At 68.5% G+C, this 22,085-nt stretch carries 13 protein-coding genes, 1 tRNA gene and 7 pseudogenes; 11 read left to right on the forward strand and 10 right to left on the reverse strand.

The genetic code is table 11. The annotated features are described in order from the left end of the window. The first annotated feature begins 107 nt into the window (after window positions 1-107). The 3 genes and pseudogenes from H0I39_RS14165 to H0I39_RS14175 all read left to right on the forward strand — a co-directional run bounded on the left by H0I39_RS14165 (window position 108) and on the right by H0I39_RS14175 (window position 2,743). The gene (locus H0I39_RS14165; protein ID WP_180550941.1) at window positions 108-515 is read left to right on the forward strand and encodes a cytochrome b/b6 domain-containing protein; all 408 of its coding nucleotides are present in this window, start codon (window positions 108-110) and stop codon (window positions 513-515) included. Between the two features lie 11 nt (window positions 516-526). Further along, window positions 527-1,181 (forward strand): annotated as a pseudogene (locus tag H0I39_RS14170) (response regulator). Window positions 1,182-1,357: 176 nt separating this feature from the next. Continuing rightward, a complete protein-coding gene (locus H0I39_RS14175) occupies window positions 1,358-2,743 on the forward strand; it encodes an ATP-binding protein (protein WP_180550942.1) in 1,386 nt (461 codons plus the stop codon). A gap of 216 nt (window positions 2,744-2,959) precedes the next feature. On the opposite strand, the gene H0I39_RS14180 is transcribed toward H0I39_RS14175, so the two are convergent. From H0I39_RS14180 to H0I39_RS14200, 5 genes are all read right to left on the reverse strand, one after another. Next, a complete protein-coding gene (locus H0I39_RS14180; protein WP_180551822.1) occupies window positions 2,960-3,778 on the reverse strand; it encodes a M90 family metallopeptidase in 819 nt (272 codons plus the stop codon). An 11-nt stretch (window positions 3,779-3,789) separates the two neighbouring features. Continuing rightward, window positions 3,790-4,605 carry a UDP-2,3-diacylglucosamine diphosphatase gene (locus tag H0I39_RS14185; RefSeq protein WP_180550943.1) on the reverse strand — a complete coding sequence of 272 codons (816 nt, stop codon included), beginning with the start codon at window positions 4,603-4,605 and terminating at the stop codon, window positions 3,790-3,792. Window positions 4,606-4,833: 228 nt separating this feature from the next. Then, entirely contained in the window at window positions 4,834-5,340 is a 507-nt protein-coding gene (locus tag H0I39_RS14190) for a peptidylprolyl isomerase (RefSeq protein ID WP_180550944.1), read from the reverse strand. Window positions 5,341-5,363: 23 nt separating this feature from the next. Further along, entirely contained in the window at window positions 5,364-6,044 is a 681-nt protein-coding gene (locus H0I39_RS14195; RefSeq protein ID WP_180550945.1) for a peptidylprolyl isomerase, read from the reverse strand. An 89-nt stretch (window positions 6,045-6,133) separates the two neighbouring features. After that, window positions 6,134-6,655, reverse strand: coding sequence for a tetratricopeptide repeat protein (locus H0I39_RS14200; RefSeq protein ID WP_180550946.1), 522 nt, complete (start codon window positions 6,653-6,655; stop codon window positions 6,134-6,136). Between the two features lie 215 nt (window positions 6,656-6,870). Between H0I39_RS14200 and cysS the strand changes: the two are divergent. The 3 genes and pseudogenes from cysS (at window position 6,871) to H0I39_RS14215 (ending at window position 9,972) form a co-directional block, all read left to right on the forward strand. Then, window positions 6,871-8,248, forward strand: a pseudogene (gene cysS / locus H0I39_RS14205) (cysteine--tRNA ligase). Window positions 8,249-8,289: 41 nt separating this feature from the next. Further along, window positions 8,290-8,942 (forward strand): annotated as a pseudogene (locus H0I39_RS14210) (DNA-3-methyladenine glycosylase family protein). 55 nt (window positions 8,943-8,997) lie between these two features. Then, a complete protein-coding gene (locus H0I39_RS14215) occupies window positions 8,998-9,972 on the forward strand; it encodes an acetyl-CoA carboxylase carboxyltransferase subunit alpha (RefSeq protein WP_180550947.1) in 975 nt (324 codons plus the stop codon). Window positions 9,973-10,040: 68 nt separating this feature from the next. Here the strand turns inward: H0I39_RS14215 and H0I39_RS14220 are convergent, their stop codons facing one another. Beyond that, window positions 10,041-10,337 (reverse strand): YkvA family protein, encoded by a 297-nt coding sequence (locus H0I39_RS14220; protein ID WP_180550948.1) that lies wholly within the window; start codon window positions 10,335-10,337, stop codon window positions 10,041-10,043. A gap of 225 nt (window positions 10,338-10,562) precedes the next feature. On the opposite strand from H0I39_RS14220, the gene tilS reads away from it, so the two are divergent. The 3 genes and pseudogenes from tilS to H0I39_RS14235 all read left to right on the forward strand — a co-directional run bounded on the left by tilS (window position 10,563) and on the right by H0I39_RS14235 (window position 12,979). Further along, window positions 10,563-11,531, forward strand: coding sequence for a tRNA lysidine(34) synthetase TilS (tilS, locus tag H0I39_RS14225; RefSeq protein ID WP_180551823.1), 969 nt, complete (start codon window positions 10,563-10,565; stop codon window positions 11,529-11,531). 57 nt (window positions 11,532-11,588) lie between these two features. After that, window positions 11,589-12,859 (forward strand): annotated as a pseudogene (locus H0I39_RS14230) (aspartate kinase). 27 nt (window positions 12,860-12,886) lie between these two features. After that, window positions 12,887-12,979, forward strand: a tRNA-Ser gene (locus H0I39_RS14235). 81 nt (window positions 12,980-13,060) lie between these two features. Here the strand turns inward: H0I39_RS14235 and serB are convergent. The 3 genes and pseudogenes from serB to mfd form a co-directional block, all read right to left on the reverse strand. Continuing rightward, complete coding sequence (serB, locus tag H0I39_RS14240) at window positions 13,061-13,786, reverse strand: phosphoserine phosphatase SerB (RefSeq protein ID WP_180550949.1); 726 nt, start codon at window positions 13,784-13,786, stop codon at window positions 13,061-13,063. Between the two features lie 246 nt (window positions 13,787-14,032). Then, window positions 14,033-14,710, reverse strand: coding sequence for a L,D-transpeptidase (locus tag H0I39_RS14245; RefSeq protein WP_180550950.1), 678 nt, complete (start codon window positions 14,708-14,710; stop codon window positions 14,033-14,035). 682 nt (window positions 14,711-15,392) lie between these two features. Then, window positions 15,393-18,931 (reverse strand): annotated as a pseudogene (gene mfd, locus H0I39_RS14250) (transcription-repair coupling factor). A gap of 318 nt (window positions 18,932-19,249) precedes the next feature. Between mfd and ispD the strand changes: the two are divergent. Continuing rightward, a pseudogene (gene ispD, locus H0I39_RS14255) lies at window positions 19,250-19,959 on the forward strand (2-C-methyl-D-erythritol 4-phosphate cytidylyltransferase). Continuing rightward, window positions 19,956-20,453, forward strand: a complete 498-nt coding sequence (gene ispF / locus H0I39_RS14260; RefSeq protein WP_180550951.1) for a 2-C-methyl-D-erythritol 2,4-cyclodiphosphate synthase — start codon at window positions 19,956-19,958, stop codon at window positions 20,451-20,453. The pseudogene ispD and the gene ispF overlap by 4 nt, the downstream one beginning before the upstream one ends. A gap of 40 nt (window positions 20,454-20,493) precedes the next feature. On the opposite strand, the pseudogene H0I39_RS14265 reads toward ispF, so the two are convergent. After that, window positions 20,494-21,908 (reverse strand): annotated as a pseudogene (locus H0I39_RS14265) (sensor histidine kinase family protein). Between the last annotated feature and the right edge of the window lie 177 nt (window positions 21,909-22,085).

Consider the following 22,085-nt stretch of genomic DNA (forward strand, 5'->3'; position numbering starts at 1 on the left):
CAGCAACACCTGTCCCGCGCTCGCCTGTTGCTCACATACTCCCACCATGGCTATCCGCCAGCGCCTGAATGATGGGCGCTTAAAAGGCATACTCCTATCAATCGTCCATGCAGCGTCCCTTGCGGCCGGCCGGCACCGTGGCGCTGCTGCTGGCCGTGATCGCGCCGCTCACGTTGAGTGGCCTGGGCGTGTACCGGCAACGAGCCGGCGGCGACTGGCTGGAAGAGGTGCACGAGTTCTTCGGCAACGGCATGCTGGCGCTGGTGCTGGCCCACATCGGCGTGGTGCTGGGCCTGTCGCTGCTGCGCCGGCGCAACCTGGTGGCGCCCATGCTGACGGGTCGCACGGCCGGCGCGGAGCCGGATCTGGTCAAGCGTTCATACACCGGCGTGGCCGCGCTGCTGCTGATGGCGGTGTTGGCCTTCTGGGCCTGGCAGTGGCAGACCGCGCCGGCGGCGGGCGATGCGGGCCACGCCGCACAATCGCACCATGACGACGATGACGACGACGATTGAGGTGCTGCCCCATGCGCGTGCTGCTGGCTGAAGACGACGAACTGCTGGGTTCGGGCCTGAAGGCCGGCCTGGGCCAGCAGGGCTTTGCGGTGGACTGGGTGCGCGACGGCGTGGCCGCCGAGCGCGAACTGCTGACGCAGCAGCACGCCGTGGCCGTGCTCGACCTCGGCCTGCCGCGCCAGGACGGGCTGGACGCGCTGGCCGCGGTGCGCGCCCAGGGCGTGCGCACGCCGATCCTGATCCTGACCGCGCGCGACGCCATCGACACGCGCATCCAGGGGCTGGACGGCGGGGCCGACGACTACCTCGTCAAGCCCGTCGACCTGGGCGAGCTGGCGGCGCGCCTGCGCGCGCTGGTGCGGCGCGCCCACGGCGTGCCCACCACGCGCCTCACGCTGGGGGCAGTCTCCTCGACCCGGCCGCGCGCCAGGTGTGGCGCGGCGACGAGCTGGTGGAGCTGTCGGTGCGCGAGTTCGACCTGCTGCACGTGTTCATGCTCAACGGCGACCGCGTGCTGTCGCGCGAGCAGATCGAGCAGCACCTGTACAAATGGGGCAGCGAGGTCAGCAGCAACGCGGTGGAAGTGCACATCCACAACCTGCGGCGCAAGCTGGGGCGGAACTGATCGAGACCATTCGCGGCGTGGGCTACGTGGCCAGGAAATGATGATCATCCCCTGAGCGGCTTGCGCCGCTTCCCTTCTCTCGCTTCGCGGGAAGGGGGCGCACCCAGCGGGCGGGCCAAGCCCTTGCGCGGGTGCCCGCGTGTGGCCTGCTCCGCGGCCGGTTGGCTCCTGGTGAATCATCGGTTGCCGACGATGTGCGACGCTTTGGTCTTTTGAGATGAACGGCACTGCTCTGCGCACCTGGTCGCTCGCCCAGCGCCTGACGGCGATGGTGCTGGGCTTCGTGCTGCTCACCTGGCTGGGCACGGTGGCGGTGGCGTGGTTCGTCACCCAGCACGAGCTGAACGAGCTGCTGGATGCGCACTTGGCACAGAACGCGGCGCTGCTGGCCACCGGCGAGGTGGACGACGCCGAGGACGATGCCGTGGTGGAGGCGCCGACGCTGCTGCACAAGTACCAGTCGCGCGTGGCGTTCCAGATCTGGCACAAGGGCAGGCTGCACGCGCGCTCGGCCGACGCGCCCGAGGCGCCGATGGCGCCGGCGGCCACGCGCGGCCTGTCCAACCAGCGCATCGGCGGCGCCCGCTGGCGCGTGTTCACCGTCGCCCGGCTCGACAAGGACAGGGTCGAGGACGTCATCCACGTCGGCGAGCAGGCCTCGGCCCGCCGCCACGTGCTGCTGGCCAGCCTGCGCGGCTCGCTGCTGCCGTTGCTGGTGGCGCTGCCGCTGCTGGCGGCCGGCATCTGGTGGGCGGTGCGCCGCGCCGTGCGCCCGCTGCGCGCCCTGGGCGCCAGCGTGGCCGCGCGCCGCCCGCACACGCTGGAGCCGCTGCCCGAAGACGGCGTGCTGCCCGAAGTGCGCCCGCTGGTGCAGGCGCTGAACGGCCTGTTCGAACGCGTGCACGCGCAGCTGGCGAGCGAGCGCCGCTTCACCGCCGACGCCGCGCACGAGCTGCGCACACCGATCGCCGGCATCCGCATGCAGGCGCAGGTGGCGCAGGGCGCCACGCAGGACGACGAGCGCCGCGCCGCGCTGGCCGCCACCATTGCCGGCTGCGACCGCGCCACGCGGCTGGTGGAGCAACTGCTGCAACTGGCGCGGCTGGAGGCCGAGGTGACCGATGCCGACGCGCGCGCGGGCGGGCGTGGCCAGTGCGACCTGGCCGCCGTCGCTGCGCAGCAGGCGCAGGATCTGCAGCGCACGGCGCAGGCGCGCGGCCAGCACATCGACCTGCAACGGCCCGGGCAGCCCGTGCCCGTGCCCATGAACGGCCCGCTGGCCGCCGTGCTGCTGCGCAACCTGCTCGACAACGCGCTGCGCTACGGCCCCGATGGCGGCCGCGTGGCGGTGCAGGTGGCCCCGGCCACGGCGGGCGAGGGCGCGCGGCTGGTGGTGGAGGACGCCGGCCCGGGCCTGTCGGACGCCGACCGCGCGCGCCTGGGCGAGCGCTTCTTCCGCGTGCTGGGTAGCGGCCAGAGCGGCAGCGGCCTGGGCTGGTCCATCGTGCGGCGGCTGGCGCGGCTGCATGGGCTGGACGTGGCGCTGGACCGCAGCCCCACGCTGGGCGGCCTGCGGGTGACGGTGCGCTGGCCGGCGCAGTGATCTGCTATTGAAAAAGAAGCTGCTTGCGCACGTTACAAGGGGTTTTCAGATATGTTTGCATCTGAAATCGCCCTATAACAGGCGCAAGAAGCTATCGTAATTGAACTCGATGCAGGAGCGGCGGGAGCCGCGAACGCACGGAACGGCGCTCGCGCTTCACGCTGCCCTTCGCGGCTTCCGCCGCTCCTGCACCAGGGTGCCTGGCGTCGAGAACGGCTACGGCTGCCTGAACAACGCCCGCAGCGCCGCGCTCAGCGCGGGAAATTCGGTGGCAAAGCGCTGCGGCTGCACGAAGTGGGCTTCGCAGGCGACGGCGAAGAACTCGGCCGGGGCGGTGGCGCCATAGGCATCCAGCCAGGGCGCGGGCGCGCCGAAGCGCTCGGCCATCACCACCTGTTCGCGAAAGCGCTCGTAGGCCGGCGCCCAGGTGCGGTACCAGTGCGCGGCGGCCTCGCGCGCATTGGCGGCGCCCATGAAGCCGCGCGGCAGCGGCGGCGCACCGTCGGCGCCGCCGGCCTGCATGTCCATCTTGTGCACGAACTCGTGGATCACCACGCTGTAGCCGGCATCGTGCTCTGTGCCGGCGCGCTGCACGGCGGGCCAGCTCAGCATCACCGGGCCGTGGTGCATGGCCTCGCCCGACAGCACCTCGTCGTAGTGGTGCATCACGCCGGCTTCGTCCATCGCCTTGCGCGGCGCGACCGCGGCGTCGGGGTGCATCACGATGCCGACGAAATCGTCGTACCAGTGCAGCGCGTCCTCGGGCCGCTCGGCCGGGCCCAGGTGCAGCAGCGGCAGGCAGGCCTGCGCGGCCACGGCCACGGCCATGGCGTCGGTCACTTCCAGCCCGTGCGCGCCGGTGAATTCCTTGCGGTCGATGAAGTGCTCGGCCAGGCGGCGCAGGCGCGCGGCTTCATCGGCGGGCAGTCGCGCCAGAAAGGGGTAGTGCTCCAGCGTGTCGCGCCACAGCGGCTCGGGGATCGGGGTGGGCCCGCCGGCGGCGCGGCGCATCCATTGGGTGATGGCCTTCAGCATGGCACCGGCGCTCACCCCAGTCGCGGCGTCACGCGCTGCAGGCCATCGGCGGGCGTCAGGCGCAGCACTTGTGTGCGGCGTTCGGCGGCGGTGACGTGCCAGTCGCTCAGCACCACCTGCGTCAGCGGCCGGCCCGCCGCGTCCGCGCCCAGCGCGTGATCGCCCGGCTGGTGCGTGTGGCCGTGGATCAGCGTGGTGGCGCCGGCCTCGGCCAGCCAGCGGCGCGCAAGTTGGGCGTCGATGTGCGCATACACGCCCTGCGCCGCATGGTGCGCCTCGCTGTGTTCGCGCATCTGCCGCGCCATGGCCTGGCGTTCGGCCAGCGGGCGCGCCAGAAAGGCGGCCTGCCATTCAGGCGTGCGCACCTGGCGGCGGAATCGCTGGTAGGCCACGTCGTCGGTGCACAGCAGGTCGCCGTGCGTGAGCAGGCAGGTTTGCTCCTGAAACGAGAGCATCGTGGGTTCGGCCAGGTCGTGCACGCCGCAGCGCGCGAGGAAGTCGGCACCGACCAGGAAGTCGCGGTTGCCGCGCATGAAGAACACGTCCATGGCCGCGCCGGCCGCGCGCAGCACCTGGCCGCAGTGGTCCTCGAAGCTGCCGGGCAGCGCGCTGTCGTCGCCCACCCAGACCTCGAACAGGTCGCCCAGGATGAACACCGCATCGGCCGGCGTGTGCAGCATGTAGTGCTGCCAGGCTTGGAAGGTGTGCGGCTCCTCGGCCTTCAGGTGCAGGTCGGAGATGAAATCGACCGTGCGCCAGTGCGGGCGCGCGCGCAGTTCGGCCAGGGGCGGCACGGCGGGGCGATGGGCGGGCTGGGGTTCCGACATGGTGCGGGTTCAGGGCGTGGGCGCCGATCCAGGCGACATGGGCCGCATCATGCACGCATCGCGGCAGGCCTGGGGCAGGGCCGCAGTGCGGATATGAATATGGGGAGTATCAGTCGCCAGCGCCTGATTGGCGGGCGATGGCGGATTGGCATCTGGGGAGTATACGAGCCGGCCTGATGCCAGGCAGGCTGCGCTGCGGGGCGACGCGGGCGCGGCCTGCCACGCCGATCAGAGCGCCACGGCTTTTTCGATCACCACGTCGTCGCGCGGCACGTCGTCGTGAAAGCCCTTGCGCGTGGTCGGCACGGCCTTGATGGCGTCCACCACGTCCTGGCCCTTGACCACCTTGCCGATGACCGCGTAGCCCCAGCCTTGCGCCGTGGGCGACTTGAAGTTGAGGAAGTCGTTGTCGACCGTGTTGATGAAGAACTGCGCGGTGGCCGAGTGCGGATCGCTGGTGCGCGCCATGGCCACGGTGTACTTGTCGTTCTTCAGGCCGTTGTCGGCCTCGTTGGTGACGGGCGCCTGCGTGGGCTTCTGCTTCATGCCGGGCTCGAAGCCGCCGCCCTGGATCATGAAGTTCTTGATCACGCGGTGGAACACCGTGTTGTTGTAGTGGCCGGCGTTGACGTATTGAAGGAAGTTGGCGACCGACTTGGGTGCCTTGGCTTCATCCAGCTCCAGCGTGATGACGCCGTGGCCGGCGATGTGCAGTTCGACTTGAGGGTTGCTCATGGGGTCTTTCTTGTCGTTGGGGGTTACTTGACCAGCGTGGCGGACTGGATCACCACCTGCTTCTGCGGTACATCGGTGGGGAAGGGGCCGCCGGGGCCGGTGGGCGTGTTGCGGATTTTCTCCACCGTGTCCATGCCGCTCACCACCTTGCCGAACACGGTGTAGCCGAACAGGGCAGGGTGGTTCTCGACGTTCTTGCGCGGAATGTCCTTCTGCACCTGGCCCTGGAACTCGAAGGTCACCGGGTCGCCGGGCGGCAGGATCACCGGGTCGAGGCGGGTGTTGTCGACCACGTTGATGAAGAACTGCGAGCTGGCCGAGTGCGGATCGTTGGTGCGCGCCATGGCGATGGTGCCGGGCAGGTTCTTCAGGCCCTTGGCCAGCGCCTCGCGGCCTTCGTGCTTGATGGTGGGGCGCGTGGGCCGCTGCTTGTAATCCTTGTCGTAACCGCCGCCCTGCACCATGAAGTTCTTGATGACGCGGTGGAAGATGAGGCCGTCGTAGTGCTTGTCCTTGACGTACTGCAGAAAGTTCTCCACGGTCTTGGGCGCCTTGTCGGGATACAGCTCGACCACGAAATCGCCCTCGCTGGTGACGAACTTCACGCGCGGGTCGGCGGCGAAGGCGGGCAGGGCGGTGCCCAGCGCGGCGGTGGCCGCCAGCGTGGTGGCCAGGCGGGCGAGTGTTCTTCTTGAAACGGTCATGAAACAGGACTCCTGAAACAGGCGATGAGGAAAGTGGTTTGGTGCCGACCGGCGCGCTGCAAGTTCCCGGCACGCGCTGCCGTGGGGCGTCAGCCGCCGGGCTTGGCTGGCGTGCCCAGCGCCCCGCGCAAGGCCTCGATCTTGGGCGCCAGGCGGGTGTTGCCGGGGTCTATCTGGCGTGCACGCTGGTAGGCCTCGTTGGCCTGGCGCAGGCGCACGTCGCCCAGGTTCTCCAGCGCGGTGGCGTAGGCGGGGTTGATGCGCAGCGCCGCCTGAAGCGCTTCCTGCGCCTTGTCGAGCTGGCCGCGGCTGGCGTGCAGCACGGCCAGGTTGTTCCAGGGTTCGGGCAGCTCGGGGTAATCGCGCGTCAGCTGCACCAGCAGTTCTTCGGCCTCGGCGGTCTTGCTGGCGGCGCTGAGCACGCCGGCCTTGACGAAGCGCATCTGCGGATCGCGCGGGTTGGCGGCGATGTACTTGTCGGCACGCGCCAGCGCCTCGGTGGTCTGGCCGCTGCGCTGCAGGCGCTGCACCTCGGCGTACTCGTCGGCCAGCGCGGCGGTGGCGGGCAGCAGCAACCCGCAGGCCAGCGCCAGCGCGCGGGCCGGGGCCATGAGTGAAATGCGGGGAGGTTCATGCGAGGCGATGGGGAAAGACACGCATTGGCCGCTCGGGGATGGCGCCTTATACTGCGAGGCATTGTAGCCAAGCAGCCTTGCGCCGCCGGGCCTCGCACCCTGCTGCTTCCGGCGTGCCAACGCCTTCGTTGCTGCCCGCACCTGTCGAATCCAACCCTTCCGCAGTTCGCCGGCACTTTTCTTCGCTTTCCATGACCTTGCGCATCTACAACACGCTTTCGCGTGGGCTGGTGGACTTTTCCCCTATCGAACCGGGCCACGTGCGCATGTACGTGTGCGGCATCACGGTGTACGACCTGTGCCATATCGGCCATGCGCGCTCGGCGGTGGCCTTCGACGTGGCGCAGCGCTGGCTGAAAAGCAGCGGCATGCGCGTGACCTTCGTGCGCAACATCACCGACATCGAGGACAAGATCATCCGCCGCGCGCTGGAGAACGGCGAGACCATCCGCCAGCTCACCGACCGCATGATCGCCGAGATGTACCGCGACTTCTGACGCGCTGGGCATCGAGCGCCCGCAGCACGACCCGCGCGCCACCGACTACGTGCCGCAGATGCTCGACATCGTCGGCAAGCTCAAGAACAAGGGGCTGGCCTACCAAAGCGACAACGGCGACGTGAACTATGCCGTGCGCAAGTTTCCGGGTTACGGCAAGCTGTCGGGCAAGTCGCTGGACGAGCTGCAGGCCGGCGAGCGCGTGGCCGTGGCCGACGGCAAGCACGATCCGCTCGACTTCGTGCTGTGGAAATCCGCCAAGCCCACCGAGCCCGAGGGCGCGAAATGGGACAGCCCCTACGGCCTGGGCCGCCCCGGCTGGCACATCGAGTGCTCGGCCATGAGTTGCGCGCTGCTGGGCGAAACCTTCGACATCCACGGCGGCGGCGCCGACCTGCAGTTTCCGCACCACGAGAACGAGATCGCCCAGAGCGAGGGCGCGCACGGCGTGCCGCTGGCCAGCGTGTGGATGCACAACGGCTTCGTCAACATCGACAACGAGAAGATGTCGAAGTCGCTGGGCAACTTCTTCACCATCCGCGAGGTGCTGGAGCAGTTCGACGCCGAAACCATCCGCTTCTTCATCGTGCGCAGCCATTACCGCAGCCCGTTGAACTACAGCGACGTGCACCTGCAGGACGCGCGCGCGGCGCTCAAGCGGCTGTACACCGCGCTCGACGCGGTGGCGCCGGCCGAGGTGGTCATCGACTGGGCGAGCCCGTTCGCCGCCCGCTTCAAGGCGGCGATGGACGAGGACTTCGGCACGCCCGAGGCCGTGGCCGTGCTGTTCGATCTGGCCAGCGAGGTCAACCGCACGCGCGATGCGCAGGATGCGGGTCTGCTGAAAGGCCTGGGCGGCGTGCTGGGCCTGCTGCAGGGCGACCCCAAGGCCTTTCTGCGCGCCGGCAGCACACTCGACGAAGCGGCCATCCAGGCCCAGATCGACGCCCGCGCCGCCGCCAAGCAGGCCAAAAATTTCGCCGAAGCCGACCGCATCCGTGCCGAACTGCTGGCCGCCGGGATCGTGCTGAAGGACGGCCCGGGCGGTACCACCTGGGAAGCCGCGCAGTGATGATTTTCAAAGCCAAATCGGCCTTCAGCGCAGGCGGTTAAATCGGTGGCAGCTACAAAAGCAAAGCGATCGAGGTCATCACGCCCGGCTTCTGGGCCGAGGCCTGCGACCACCTGGCGCGGCGCGATCGCGTGATGAAGCGCGTGATCCCGCTGTTCGGCGACGCCTGCCTGAGTCGCGCGGCGATGCCTTCGTCACGCTGGCGCGCTCCATCGTTGGCCAGCAGATCTCGGTCAAGGCGGCGCAGTCGGTGTGGAACCGCTTCGAGGCGCTGCCGCGGCGCATGACGGCGGCCAACGTGCTGAAGCTGAAGGTGGACGACATGCGGGCGGCTGGGCTGTCGGCGCGCAAGGTCGAATACCTGGTGGACCTGGCGTTGCACTTCGACAGCGGGCGCCTGCGCGTGAACCAGTGGCAGCGCATGGACGACGAGGCCATCATCGCCGAGCTGGTGGCCATCCGCGGCATCGGCCGCTGGACGGCCGAGATGTTTTTGATGTTCCACCTGCTGCGCCCCGACGTGCTGCCGCTGGACGATGCAGGGCTGATCAAGGGCATCAGTCTCAACTATTTCTCGGGCGAGCCGGTCAGTCGCAGCGAGGCGCGCGAGGTGGCCGAGGCCTGGGCGCCCTGGCGCAGCGTGGCCACGTGGTACATGTGGCGCTCGCTCGAACCCACCCCGGTCGCGTACTGATGGCGCGGCCACATCCGGTAACATCGCCGGGTGTTTCGTATCCAAGGAGCCAATCTTGGCCAAACGAACGTTTCTTGATTTCGAGCAGCCCATTGCGGAGCTGGAAAACAAGATCGAAGAACTGCGTTACGTGCAGAACGAGAGCGCGGTCGACATCAGCGAAGAGATCGACCAGCTCGACAAGAAGAGCCTGCAGCTCACCAAGGACATCTATTCCGATCTGTCGCCGTGGCAGATCACCAAGATCGCGCGCCACCCCGAGCGGCCCTACACGCTCGACTACGTGCGCGACTGCTTCACCGACTTTGTCGAACTGCACGGCGACCGGCATTTCGCCGACGACCAGAGCATCGTCGGCGGCTTGGCGCGCTTCAACGGCAACGCCTGCATGGTGATCGGCCACCAGAAGGGCCGCGACACCAAGGAGCGCACGGCGCGCAACTTCGGCATGGTGCGGCCCGAGGGCTACCGCAAGGCGCTGCGCCTGATGAAGACGGCCGAGAAGTTCAAGCTGCCGGTGTTCACTTTCGTCGACACGCCGGGCGCGTTTCCGGGCATCGACGCCGAGGAGCGCGGCCAGTCCGAGGCCATCGGCCGCAACATCTACGAGATGGCGCAGCTGGAGGTGCCGATCATCAGCACCATCATCGGCGAGGGCGGCTCGGGCGGCGCGCTGGCGATTGCGGTGGCCGACCAGGTGTTGATGCTGCAATACTCGATCTACTCCGTGATCAGCCCCGAGGGCTGCGCGTCGATCCTGTGGAAGACCAGCGACAGGGCGCAGGACGCCGCCGAGGCACTGGGCATCACGGCGCACCGGCTGAAGGCACTGGGTCTGGTGGACAAGATCGTGAGCGAGCCGGTGGGCGGCGCGCACCGCGACATGCGGCAGATGTCGGCCTTCCTCAAGCGCGCGCTGGGCGATGCCTGGCGGCAGGTGAGCGATCTGAAGGTGAAGGAGCTGCTGGACCGCCGCTACGAGCGCCTGATGAGCTACGGCCGCTTCAACGACACCAAGGCGGAGCGCTGACCGGGCCAGCTGTGCGCGTGCACGAAAAAGGCCTGCGGGCCCCTTGTTTCATGGTGTTGCGCCATCCATCAAGGTTGAACCGTGCGGCGTGCCCGCGCGTCGATCTTGCTGCGCAGCGCGGCCAGCAGATCGGGCGGCAGGAACTTGAACGCCAGTTGCAGCAGGAAGTAGGCGATCAGGCCATCGTCCACCCAGCCGAGGATGGGGATGAAATCCGACACCAGATCGACCGGGCTGATCACGTACAGGATGGCGAGCACGGTGGTCAGCTTGGCCGCGTTGGGCGTGCGCGGGTCGCGCAGCACGGCCCAGGCCAGCAACAGCTCCTTGCGGAACATCGCGACGATTCGGCCCAGTTTCCACATCGGTCACACCTCCGGTCAGTTCAGCGGGCCGCGGCGCGGCCTTCAGACCACATAACGTTGGGACGGGCAGGGGATGACAAGAGTCGTCTGCCGCGATGTGTGCGTTTTCTCACGGCCGGGGGCGGGTGTACAGCCCCGGCCTTAACATGCGGCCGTTCCGAAGCCGCGCCCATGGAGTCCCGATCATCACCCCCGTCACCATCGGCCAGCCGCGCCGCCGAGGCGATGGAACGCGCGATGGCCGCGTTTGCTGCCAGCGCGCCGGCGCTGCCGCTGGCGGTGGCGTTCAGCGGCGGTGCGGATTCGACGGCGCTGCTGCTGGCATGCGCGCAGCGCTGGCCCGGTCAGGTGCATGCCTGGCATATCCACCACGGCCTGCAGGCGGCGGCGGACGACTTCGAGCGGCATTGCGTGCAACTGTGCCAGCGCCTCGGTGTGCCGCTGCAGGTGCGGCGCGTCGATGCGCAGGCCGCTGCCGGCGACAGCCCCGAAGATGCGGCCCGCCGTGCGCGCTACAAGGCTTTTGATGCCCTGGCGCTTACCCAGCAAGCGCGGGCAGCTATTAAAACAGTAGTAATCGCGCAACATGCCGACGACCAGGCGGAAACCGTGCTGCTGGCGCTGTCGCGCGGTGCCGGGTTGGCGGGCCTGGCCGCCATGCCCCGCCGCTGGCAGCGGGGCGATGTGGTGTTCTGGCGGCCGCTGCTGGACGTGCCGGGGCCGTTGATCCGCGACTGGTTGCGCGGGCTGGGCGAGCGCTGGGTGGAAGACCCTTCCAACACCGACGAGCGCTTTACCCGCAACCGCATCCGCGCCCGGCTGTTGCCGGCGCTGGAGGCCGCCTTTCCGCAGTTTCGCGCCACCTTCGCCCGCAGCGCCGCGCACGCCGCGCAGGCGCAGGCCCTGCTGCAGGAGCTGGCGGCGCAGGATCTCGCGCTGGTGGGCCTGCCGCCGCACATTGCCGCCCTGCAGACCCTGTCGCCCGCACGGCAGACCAACCTGTTGCGCCACTGGCTGGCGCAGCAGGGGGCAGCGGCCAGCACGGCGCAGATGACGGAACTGCTGGCACAGATCGCCGCCTGTACCACGCGCGGGCACCGCATCTCGCTGAAAATCGGCGCCGGCTGGCTGCAGCGCCAGGGTGAGGTTCTGGCCTGGTCCGACAGTCAGGAAAGCCCCGCCCACCGCGGCTAAAATGCGCAGTTGGCCGCAGCCCAGCCTTGGTGCCGCGGCGCTTGAGAAAACACAGTCATGGCATTGATCGTTCAGAAATACGGCGGCACGTCGATGGGCTCGACCGAGCGCATCGCGCAGGTTGCCAAGCGCGTGGCCAAGTGGGCGCGCGCCGGCCACCAGGTGGTGGTAGTGCCCAGCGCCATGAGCGGCGAAACCAACCGGCTGCTCGCCCTGGCCAGGAGCTGGCGCCCGGCAAGCTGACCCAGGATTACTTCCGCGAGCAGGACATGCTGGCCGCCACGGGTGAGCAGGCCTCGTCCGCCCTGCTGGCCATCGCGCTGCAGGCCGAGGGCATGCCCGCCGTCAGCTACGCCGGCTGGCAGGTGCCCATCAAGACCAGCAACGCCTACACCAAGGCGCGCATCGACAGCATCGACGATGTGCGCGTGCGTGCCGACCTGAATGCGGGCAAAGTGGTCATCATCACCGGCTTCCAGGGCGTCGACGAAGGCGGCAACATCACCACGCTCGGCCGTGGCGGCAGCGACACCTCGGCCGTGGCCGTGGCGGCCGCGCTCAAGGCCGACGAGGCACTCATTTTCACCGACGTGGATGGCGTCTACACCACCGACCCGCGCATCGTGCCCGAGGCACGCCGCCTGGCCTCCATCAGCTTCGAGGAAATGCTGGAGATGGCCAGCCTGGGCAGCAAGGTGCTGCAGATCCGCTCGGTCGAATTCGCCGGCAAGTACAAGGTGCCCATGCGCGTGCTCTCCAGCTTCACGCCCTGGGACATCGACCTGACCGAAGAGGCCAACTCCGGCACCCTGATCACTTTCGAGGAAGACCAACAAATGGAACACGCCGTCGTTTCCGGCATCGCCTTCAACCGCGACGAAGCCAAGATCTCCGTGCTCGGCGTGCCCGACAAGCCGGGCATCGCCTACCAGATTCTGGGCGCCGTGGCCGACGCCAACATCGAGGTCGACGTCATCATCCAGAACGTCAGCAAGGACGGCAAGACCGACTTCAGCTTCACCGTCAACCGCAACGACTACACGAAGACGATCGACCTGCTGAAGGACAAGATCGTGCCCGCGCTGGGCGCCGCCGACGTGATCGGCGACCCGAAGATCTGCAAGGTCAGCATCGTCGGCATCGGCATGCGCAGCCACGTGGGTGTGGCCAGCAAGATGTTCCGGGTGCTGAGCGAGGAGGGCATCAACATCATCATGATCTCCACCAGCGAGATCAAGACGTCCGTTGTGATCGACGAGAAATATATGGAACTGGCCGTTCGCGCCCTGCACCGCGCGTTCGACCTGGACCAGCCTGCCGCCGCCTGATGGTGGCTATAATGCGGGCTTCGCGCTGGAAACGTGACCGAGTGGCCGAAGGTGCTCCCCTGCTAAGGGAGTATGGGGTGTAGAGCCTCATCGAGGGTTCGAATCCCTCCGTTTCCGCCAGAAACCCAGAAACAAAAAAGCGACCTTGCTGGTCGCTTTTTTGTTTCCTCGCGCTGCTCAAAGCAGCACTGCGCGAAGCGCTCAATCAGCCTGAACAACCTCCAGCAGGCGGTCGAGCCCGCCGCTGTCGATGGCGACCATGGCCTGGGCACGCACGGCTGGTTTGGCGTGGTAGGCGACGGACAGGCCCGCGGCGCCCATCATCGGCAAGTCGTTGGCGCCGTCGCCCATGGCGATGGCCTGGCGTGGCTCGATGCCCAGTTGCGCGCAGGTTTCGAGCAGCATGCGGCGCTTCTCGGCGCCGTCACAGATGTCGCCCCAGGGCTGGTCGACCATGCGGCCGGTGAGGACGCCGTCCTGCACGTCCAGGACGTTGGAGCGCGTGAAGTCCAGCCCCAGCCGGTCGCGGATGCGGTCGGTGAAGAACGTGAAACCACCCGACACCAGGAGCGTTTTCAACCCAGCGGCCTGGCAGGCGGCGACGAGTTCGGCAGCGCCGGGGTTGAGTTGCAGGCGCTGGTCGTAGACCTGCTGCATGTGCGCCACCGTCACGCCCTTCAGCAACGCCACACGCTGACGCAGGCTTTCCTTGTAGTCGGTGATTTCACCGCGCATGGCGGCTTCGGTGATGGCCGCGACCTCTGCTTTGCGGCCCGCGGCGTCGGCGATCTCGTCCACGCACTCGATGTTGATCAGCGTCGAGTCCATGTCGAAGGCGATCAGCTTGAAGTCATGCAGATGAAGTGGGGGCGTGAAGCCACGCACCGTGAGGCCGGGTCTGATTTCTGATGGAGAGGTCGGGTTCATTGCTTGCAGATTGATAGCTGTTCGCGCCGGTGGTTCGGCGGTCAGCGGCCGAAAACATCATTATCGTGGAGCCCCAATCGGCCTGCGGCATGACGCGCGGTGCGGGCCCCATGGCGGCCATGCGCAGGTGGCTGCTCATCAACCAATAGAGGCACGCACGGCATTTCAACAGCGTGCCACCGTTCATCGATAGCCCGTTGAATGCACGAGGGAATGATGCGAGACGACCAAGCACCGCCGGCCGCATCAGAAGTTTGCCTGAGCCAATCGCTCAGCGTGCGGCGGGGATTTGCTGTGCCACAGCCTGCGCAGGCACGCTGCCATCGGCAAACGGGAACAGGCTGGCGATGGGTTTGGTTTCCGGCAATACGTAGACCACCCCCTTGAGCGACTGAACAGGGGGTCGATGTAGCGGTCGTAGAAGCTGGCCGGGATGTTGACGCAGCCGAAAGAAATGCGGTTGTCGGCCACCGTGGGTGTTTGCAGGCGCTTGGTGCGGCTTTCACCTGGCACGTTGCGCACGCGGTGCATCGACAGGGCGGCGTTGTAGTCCAGCCACACGATGTCTTCGCCCTTGTGATTGCTGCCGGCTTCGGTGACGAAGCGGCCGGCGTTGGTCACTTTCTCGTGCAGCTTGACCTTGGACAGCGGGCGCATGCCGATGTCGGGCGGCGCCACGTCGCCCACGGCCTGGCCGACCAGCACCGGCGAACTGGCCACCGGGCGACCCTGCGCGTCGAAGATCCACAGCGTGGCCGAGGGTTTGTCGATGACGCCGAAGGTGCGACCCTCGGCATCGGCCGAGCGAACCACGTCCTGTGCGAACTGTTGCACCGTGCCAGACGTCTCGGACGCGGGCGGCACCATGCCGGACGGGGTGGACGCCTGTGCCTGCAGCGCCAGCGCACACAAGGCAGCGCCCATTGCGGTGGCCAGCGAGCGGCTGGCATGGATGGAAAGACGGTCAAACATCGGCATAGGGAAAGACTACTGCGTTCACCACAGGGATCTTTATACGGCCTAAACGCCCGCAGCGTTCATGCGTGGGTCTTCAGACCGGGTAAAGATGACGAAAAAGCCCCGGCGGGCCGAGGCTTGGTTGCAGATCAACCGTGCGTTGATCAACCGCGGTCCGCACGGGGCGGAGGCGGCGGTGGGGAGGCGGCGGCGCTGGGGGCGGCGGAGGCGGGGGCGCCACGGCCGGCGGGGGCGGCGGAGGCGGTGCCACAGGCGGCGGGGGCGGCGGCACCACGGCGACGGGCGGCGGGGGCGGCACGTAACGGCCGGTGGGGTTGAACTCGCCGGCGTCGGGGAAACCCTTCTCGACCTTGTAGGGCGAATTGGGGAACGAGGTGTCGCTGTTGACTGCGCTCTGGTTGGGGTCGTCCTGGGCGAGCACGGGGCTGCTCAGGGCGGCTGCCACGGCGAACAGGGCCACTGACTTCAGTCTTGTCATTTGTCACTCCTTGAAGGTATGGAAAAGGGCCTGCGAATCGCCGGGTACATCTCGCTGACGCAAAGCCTGAGTTGGACTCTAGGCGCCACCCTGGTCGCGGGCTGTGCAAATGAAGCTTCTTGGGCTGTAGGACGCTTTCCGCGCCGCCAGTCAGGCGGGCGCGGCTGCCAGGCGCAAGCCGCGCAGCACGTCGCGCACCATCTGGGCACGTGCCGCCGCCTCGGGCAGCGCCTTTTCCACGCGCAGCTTGTCGTTGCCGGCCAGCTTGATGTGCTTGTTCTTCTGGATCATCTGGATGATGGCCATGGGGTCGATCGGTGGGTTGGGGCGGAAGGCGATGTTGATCACGCCCGGCGCCGCGTCCACCTTCTGCACGCCGTAGGGTGCCGACAGCACGCGCAGGCGGTGCACATCGATCAGCGTCTGTGCCTGGGCGGGAAGCTTGCCGAAGCGGTCGACGATCTCCTCGAGCAGCGCGTCGATCTGGTCGTTGGTCTTGGCCGTGGCGAGCTTCTTGTAGAACGACAGGCGCAGGTGCACGTCGCCACAGTAGTCGTTGGGCAGCAGGGCGGGGGCGTGCAGGTTGATCTCGGTCACCGCCTGCATGGGTGCCAGCAGGTCGGGCTCCTTGCCGGCCTTCAAGCTGCGCACCGCCTCGGCCAGCATCTCGTTGTAGAGCTGAAAGCCGATCTCCATCATGTTGCCGCTCTGGTTCTCGCCCAGCACCTCGCCGGCGCCGCGAATCTCCAGGTCGTGCATGGCCAGGTAGAAGCCGCTGCCCAGCTCTTCCATCTGCTGAATGGCGTCGAGGCGCTGCGCGGCCTGCTTGGTCAGGCTTTCGATTTCGGGCACCATCAGATACGCATAGGCTTGGTGGTGGCTGCGGCCCACGCGCCCGCGCAACTGGTGCAGCTGCGCCAGGCCGAACTTGTCGGCGCGGGCGATGACGATGGTGTTGGCCGTGGGCACGTCGATGCCGGTCTCGATGATGGTCGAGCACAGCAGCAGGTTGTGGCGCTGGGCGACGAAGTCGCGCATCACGCGCTCCAGTTCGCGCTCGGGCATCTGGCCGTGGGCGATGGCGATGCGCGCCTCGGGCAGGATTTTTCCAGCGCCTGGCGGCGGTTCTCGATCGTCTCGACCTCGTTGTGCAGGAAGTAGACCTGCCCGCCGCGCTTCAGCTCGCGCAGCACGGCTTCGCGGATCACGCCCGTGCCCTCATTGCGCACGAAGGTCTTGATGGCCAGGCGGCGCTGCGGCGCGGTGGCGATCACGCTCAAGTCCCGCAGGCCCTCCAGCGCCATGCCCATGGTGCGGGGATCGGCGTGGCGGTCAGCGTGAGCACGTCCACTTCGGCGCGGAACTGCTTCATCTGTTCCTTGTGGCGCACGCCGAAGCGGTGCTCCTCGTCGATGATGAGCAGGCCCAGGTTCTTGAATTGCGTCTTCTCGCTCAGCAGCTTGTGCGTGCCGACGACGATGTCTACGCTGCCATCGGCCAGCCCTTTCAGCGTGGCGTTGACTTCCTTGGCCGAGTTGAAGCGGCTCATGCCCGCCACCTTCACCGGCCACTTGGCAAAGCGATCCGCCAGCGTCAGGTAATGCTGCTCGGCCAGCAGCGTGGTGGGCGCGAGGAAGGCCACCTGCTTGCCGCCCGTCACCGCCACAAAGGCCGCACGCAGCGCCACCTCGGTCTTGCCGAAGCCGACGTCGCCGCACACCAGGCGGTCCATGGGCTGCGGGCTGATCATGTCCTGCACCACGGCGTGGATGGCGGCCTTCTGGTCGGCGGTTTCCTCGAAGCCGAAGTCGGCCGCGAACTGCTCGTAGTCGTTCGGGCTGTAGCGGAAGGCATGGCCCTCGCGCGCGGCGCGGCGGGCGTAGATGTTGAGCAGCTCGGCGGCCGCATCGCGCACCTGCTCGGCCGCCTTGCGCTTGGCTTTTTCCCACTGGCCGCTGCCCAGCTTGTGCAGCGGTGCCTCGTCGGCACTCACGCCGGTGTAGCGGCCGATCAGGTGCAGTTGCGATACCGGCACGTACAGCGTGGCGGCGCCGGCGTATTCCAGGTGCAGCATCTCCTGCAGCGCGGGTGTGCCGTCGGCGTTGCGGGCGCCCAGGTCCATGTTCACCAGCCCGCGGTAGCGCCCGATGCCGTGCTGCGCGTGCACCACCGGGTCGCCCAGCTCAGCTCGCTCAGGTCCTTGATCAGGGCATCGACGTCGCTGACCTGCTCCTGCTTGCGGCGCTTGCGCGTGGTGGGGCCGGCGGCGAACAGCTCGGTCTCGGTGACGAAGTCGATGCCGCCTTCGAGCCAGGCGAAGCCCTGCATGAGCGCGGCGGTGGCGATCCCGGTGGGCTCATCGGCGCTTTGCTGGAACTCGGCCAGCGAATCGAAGGCGGGCGGGTTCAGGCCGCTGGCGCGCAGAAAGTCGAGCAGGCTCGCGCCGGCCCGCGCTCGGCCAGCACCAGCACGCGCTGCGCGGTGCCGGCGATGTGGGCCTGCAGCCGCGCCAGCGGGTCGTCGGCGCCGCGTACCACGGTCAGATCGGGCAGGCAGTCGAATTCGGCGAAGTCGGGGTTGGCTCTCTCTCTCTGGGGGAAGGCTGGCGGCGCCTCCATCAGACGCCGCGCCCTCACCCCAGCCCTCTCCCCAGAGGGGAGAGGGAGTGAAGCCGGGCGCAGCGCCAGCTGCGCGTGCGCCTTGGCGCCCAGGTAAAAATCCTCGGCGCTCAGGAACAGCGCCTCGGGCGGCAGCACCGGGCGCTCTGGGTCGCCCTGCGCCAGGCGGTAGCGCTCGCGCGTGTCCTGCGTGAACTGGCTGAAGGCGGCTTCCAGGTCGCCGTGCAGCACCAGCGTGGCGTCGGCGCCCAGGTAATCAAGCACCGTCACCGTGTCGTCGAAGAACAGCGGCAGGTAGTACTCGATGCCCGCGGTGGCCACGCCGTTGCCCATGTCCTTGTAGATGCGGCTGCGCGTCGGGTCGCCCTCCAGCAGTTCGCGCCAGCGGCTGCGGAACTTGGCGCGCGCCTCTTCATGCGTCGGAAACTCGCGCCCGGGCAGCAGGCGCACCTCGGGCACGGGGTACAGGCTGCGCTGGGTGTCGGGGTCGAAGGCGCGGATCGAGTCGATCTCGTCGTCGAACAGATCGACGCGAAAGGGCTGCGGGCTGCCCATCGGGAACAGGTCGATCAGCCCGCCGCGCACCGCGTATTCGCCGGGGCTCACCACCTGCGTCACGTGCGTGTAGCCGGCCAGGGTGAGCTGCGACTTCAACGCCGCCTCATCCAGCTTCTGCCCCTGCTTGAAGTGGAAGGTGGTGCCGGCCAGGAAGCTGGGCGGCGCGAGGCGATACAGCGCGGTGGTGGCGGGCATCACCACCAGGTCGGCCTGTTGCTGGCGAATGGCCCACAGCGTGGCCAGGCGCTCGCTGATCAGGTCCTGGTGCGGGCTGAAGCTGTCGTAAGGCAGCGTCTCCCAGTCGGGGAACAGCACGCTGCGCAGGTCGGGCGCGAAGAAGGCCAGCTCGTTCAGCAGCCGCAGCGCATCGCTCGCGTCGGCGGTGACGACGGCGGTCAACTTCTTGTGGCCGGCTTCGCGCCGCGCAAGTTGTGCCAGCAGCAGAGCATCGGCCGAGCCGGGCGGGCGCGGCATGGCGTGGCGTTTGCCGGGAATGAGCTTGGGCAGGTCCATGGGCAGGCAGATGGGGACGGCGGAAACGACAAAAACCCCGGCCGGGCTGGGCGGGGGTGCGGGCACGATTTTATGCCGACGGGATTTTCGAATGATTTTGGCCGCCAGCGCTTGTGTGGAAAGCGCGAGAAGCTATCGAAATAATAGTTTCGACCGTGATGGCGCCGAGGCGACGGTCATCGCCGGCGCCGGTGTGCCTGCGGGCCCTGCCGCGCCACGTTGATTCATGAAGAAACATGGCTTCATCCGCCGCCCAGCAAGCGCGGCAAGCTATTGAAAGTGTAGTGTGTGCGGCGGTGTCACTACAATGCGGCGCTCATGCCTGCCGATTCCTCCACCGCACGTTGTTTTGCCCTGCTGCCCTGCGCCGGCACGGGCTCGCGCGCCGGCACGGCGCAGCCCAAGCAATACCAGCCGGTCGCCGGGCGGCCGATGGTGCAGCACACGCTGGCGGCGTTCGCGGGGTGCCGCGCATCGCCCGCGTGCTGGTGGTGGTGGCGCCGGGCGACGGCTTTCTACAGCCGCAGAGCACTTCGATCTTGGTAGCAAACTGCGGCGGCGCCACGCGCGCCGAGAGCGTTTTCAATGGTCTGCAGCGCCTGCTGGCCGAGGGCGCGCGGCCCACCGACTGGGTGCTGGTGCACGACGCGGCGCGCTGCCTCATCGCGCCGGCGCAGATCGACGCCCTGATCGACGCCTGCCTGCCCGATGCCGTGGGTGGCCTGCTGGCGCTGCCGCTGCCCGATACGCTGAAGCACGCGGGCGCCGACGGGCGCGTCGACGCCACCATCGACCGCGCGCACAAATGGCTGGCCCAGACGCCGCAGATGTTCCGCATCGGCCTGCTGCGCGACGCCCTGGCGGCGCACGCGGCGGGTGGCTTCGCCGGCATCACCGACGAGGCCAGCGCCATCGAACTGGCCGGCCTGGCGCCGCTGCTGGTGCCGGGCAGCGCCCAGAACTTCAAGGTCACCTATCCCGAGGACTTTGCGCTGGCCGAGGCCGTGCTGAGGAGCCGAATCGCATGAACCCGATTCAAGACGCGCCCCCGTTCCGCATCGGCGAAGGCTGGGACGTGCACGCCCTGGTGCCCGGGCGGCCGCTCATGATCGGCGGCGTGCGCGTGCCCCACACGCACGGCCTGCTGGGCCACTCCGACGCCGATGTGCTGCTGCATGCCATCACCGACGCGCTGCTGGGCGCGGCCGGGCTGGGCGACATCGGCCGGCATTTTCCGGACACGGACGCACGCTTCAAGGGCGCCGATTCGGCCGCGTTGCTGGCCGAGGCGGCGCGCCGCGTGCGTGCCGCCGGCTGGCGCATCGGCAACGTGGACAGCACCGTGGTGGCGCAGGCGCCGCGCCTGGCGGCGCACATCCCCGCCATGGTGGCGCGCATTGCCGAGGTCCTGGAGGTGGCCGCGCCGCAGGTCAACGTGAAGGCCAAGACGGCCGAGCGCCTGGGCACGGTGGGGCAGGGCGCGGCGATCGAGGCGCGTGCCACGATACTATTGTTTCGGTAGCTGCTCACGCCCACTGGACGGGCGCTGGAGCCTGTTTTGACTATGAGGTGCCGCCAGTGCGCCGCTTCTTCAGCAGCGACGAGCCGCCGCGCTGCTCGGGCGCCTGCTGCAGGCGGATGACCGCCATCAGGCCGCCGCTGGGGCTGTTGCTCAGGTCCAGCGAGCCGCCCATGTTCTGCACCATCTTGGCGACGATGGCCAGCCCCAGGCCGGCGCCGGTGGCGGCGGTGCGGGCGCTGTCGCCGCGGAAGAACGGGCGCGTCAGGCTGGGCAGCACGTCGGGCGCCACGCCGGGGCCGTGGTCGCGCACGCGCAGCGTGACCCACTGGTCGCGCACGGTGGCGGCGATGCGCACGCGCGTGACGCCGGTGCCGGGCGTCTTGCCGTAGCGGCGCGCGTTCTCCAGCAGGTTGCCCAGCACGCGCGACAGCTCCACGTCGTCGCCCATCACGCGCAACTCGGGCGGGATGTCGATCTGCACCTGCATGTCGTCGCGCAGGGTGAAGGGCGCCGCGGCGGCATCGGCCAGCTCGGCCAGCGGCAGCGCCTGCAGCGTCACGTGGTCGGGCCGGGCGTAGTCGAGGAACTTGTCGATGATGGTGTCGACCTGCTCGATGTCGGCCACCATGTGGTCGCGCGCCTCGGCGTCGGGCACGCTCATCTCGGTTTCCAGCCGCAGGCGCGCCAGCGGCGTGCGCAGGTCGTGCGAGATGCCGGCCAGCATCTCGGCGCGGTCCTGCTCGATCTTCGACAGCTGGTCGGCCATGCGGTTGAAGCCGACATTGACCTCGCGGATCTCGGCCGAGCGCGCGTTCTCGTCCAGCCGGCCCTGCAGATAGTCGCCCCGCGCACGCGCGCGGCGGCAATCGACAGCTGCCGCAGCGGCCGGTTGATGAAGCGCGCCAGCAGCGCCGCGCCGATCAGCGACACCATGCCCAGCATGGCCAGCCACAGCAGCCACGCGCTGCCGCCCAGCAGCGCGCCCACGCGCGAGCGGTCGGTCAGCAGCCAGTACGAGTCGCCCTCGATCTGGAACCCCACCCACAGCCCCGCCTCGTCGTTCACACGGCTGGCCACCACGGTGCCGGGGCCCAGGCGGGCCATGATCTCGGCGCTCATGCGGCGTTCCAGCTCGGTCTGGTTGAACAGGTCGAAGCGGTCACCCGGCTCGCGCGGCAGGATGCGCACCTTCTCCTGCTCGGCCAGCGTCTTGATGAGTGAGACGCGGGCGATGGCGTCGGAGTGGATCAGCGCGGCGCGCGACAGGTTGACGAGCGACGCGATCTGGCGTGCGTTGTCGATCACGCGCGGCTCGTACTCGAGCGTGCGGAACATCTGGTACCAGCCGACCGAGCTGCCCAGCAGCAGCAGCGCCAGCATGAAGAAGGTGCGCCAGAACAGGCTCAGGCCGATGGGTGGGCGTGCCTCGCGCTCCACCTCCAGCGGCGCGTTCATGGAGTCGGTCAGCAGGTCGGGCCGCGTGCTGGGCGCGGCCACGTCGGCGCCCGGCGGCTGCACCACCGCGCTCATGGCTGCGGTGCTGGCTGCTCGGCCAAGCCGCCACCGTGCGCCGCCGCCGGTGCCGGCGTGTGCGCCGGCAGCCTGCGCGCGGCGCAGCAGATCCTGCGCCGC

This window comes from Ottowia beijingensis (assembly GCF_013423955.1).
Lineage (GTDB): Bacteria > Pseudomonadota > Gammaproteobacteria > Burkholderiales > Burkholderiaceae_C > Ottowia > Ottowia beijingensis.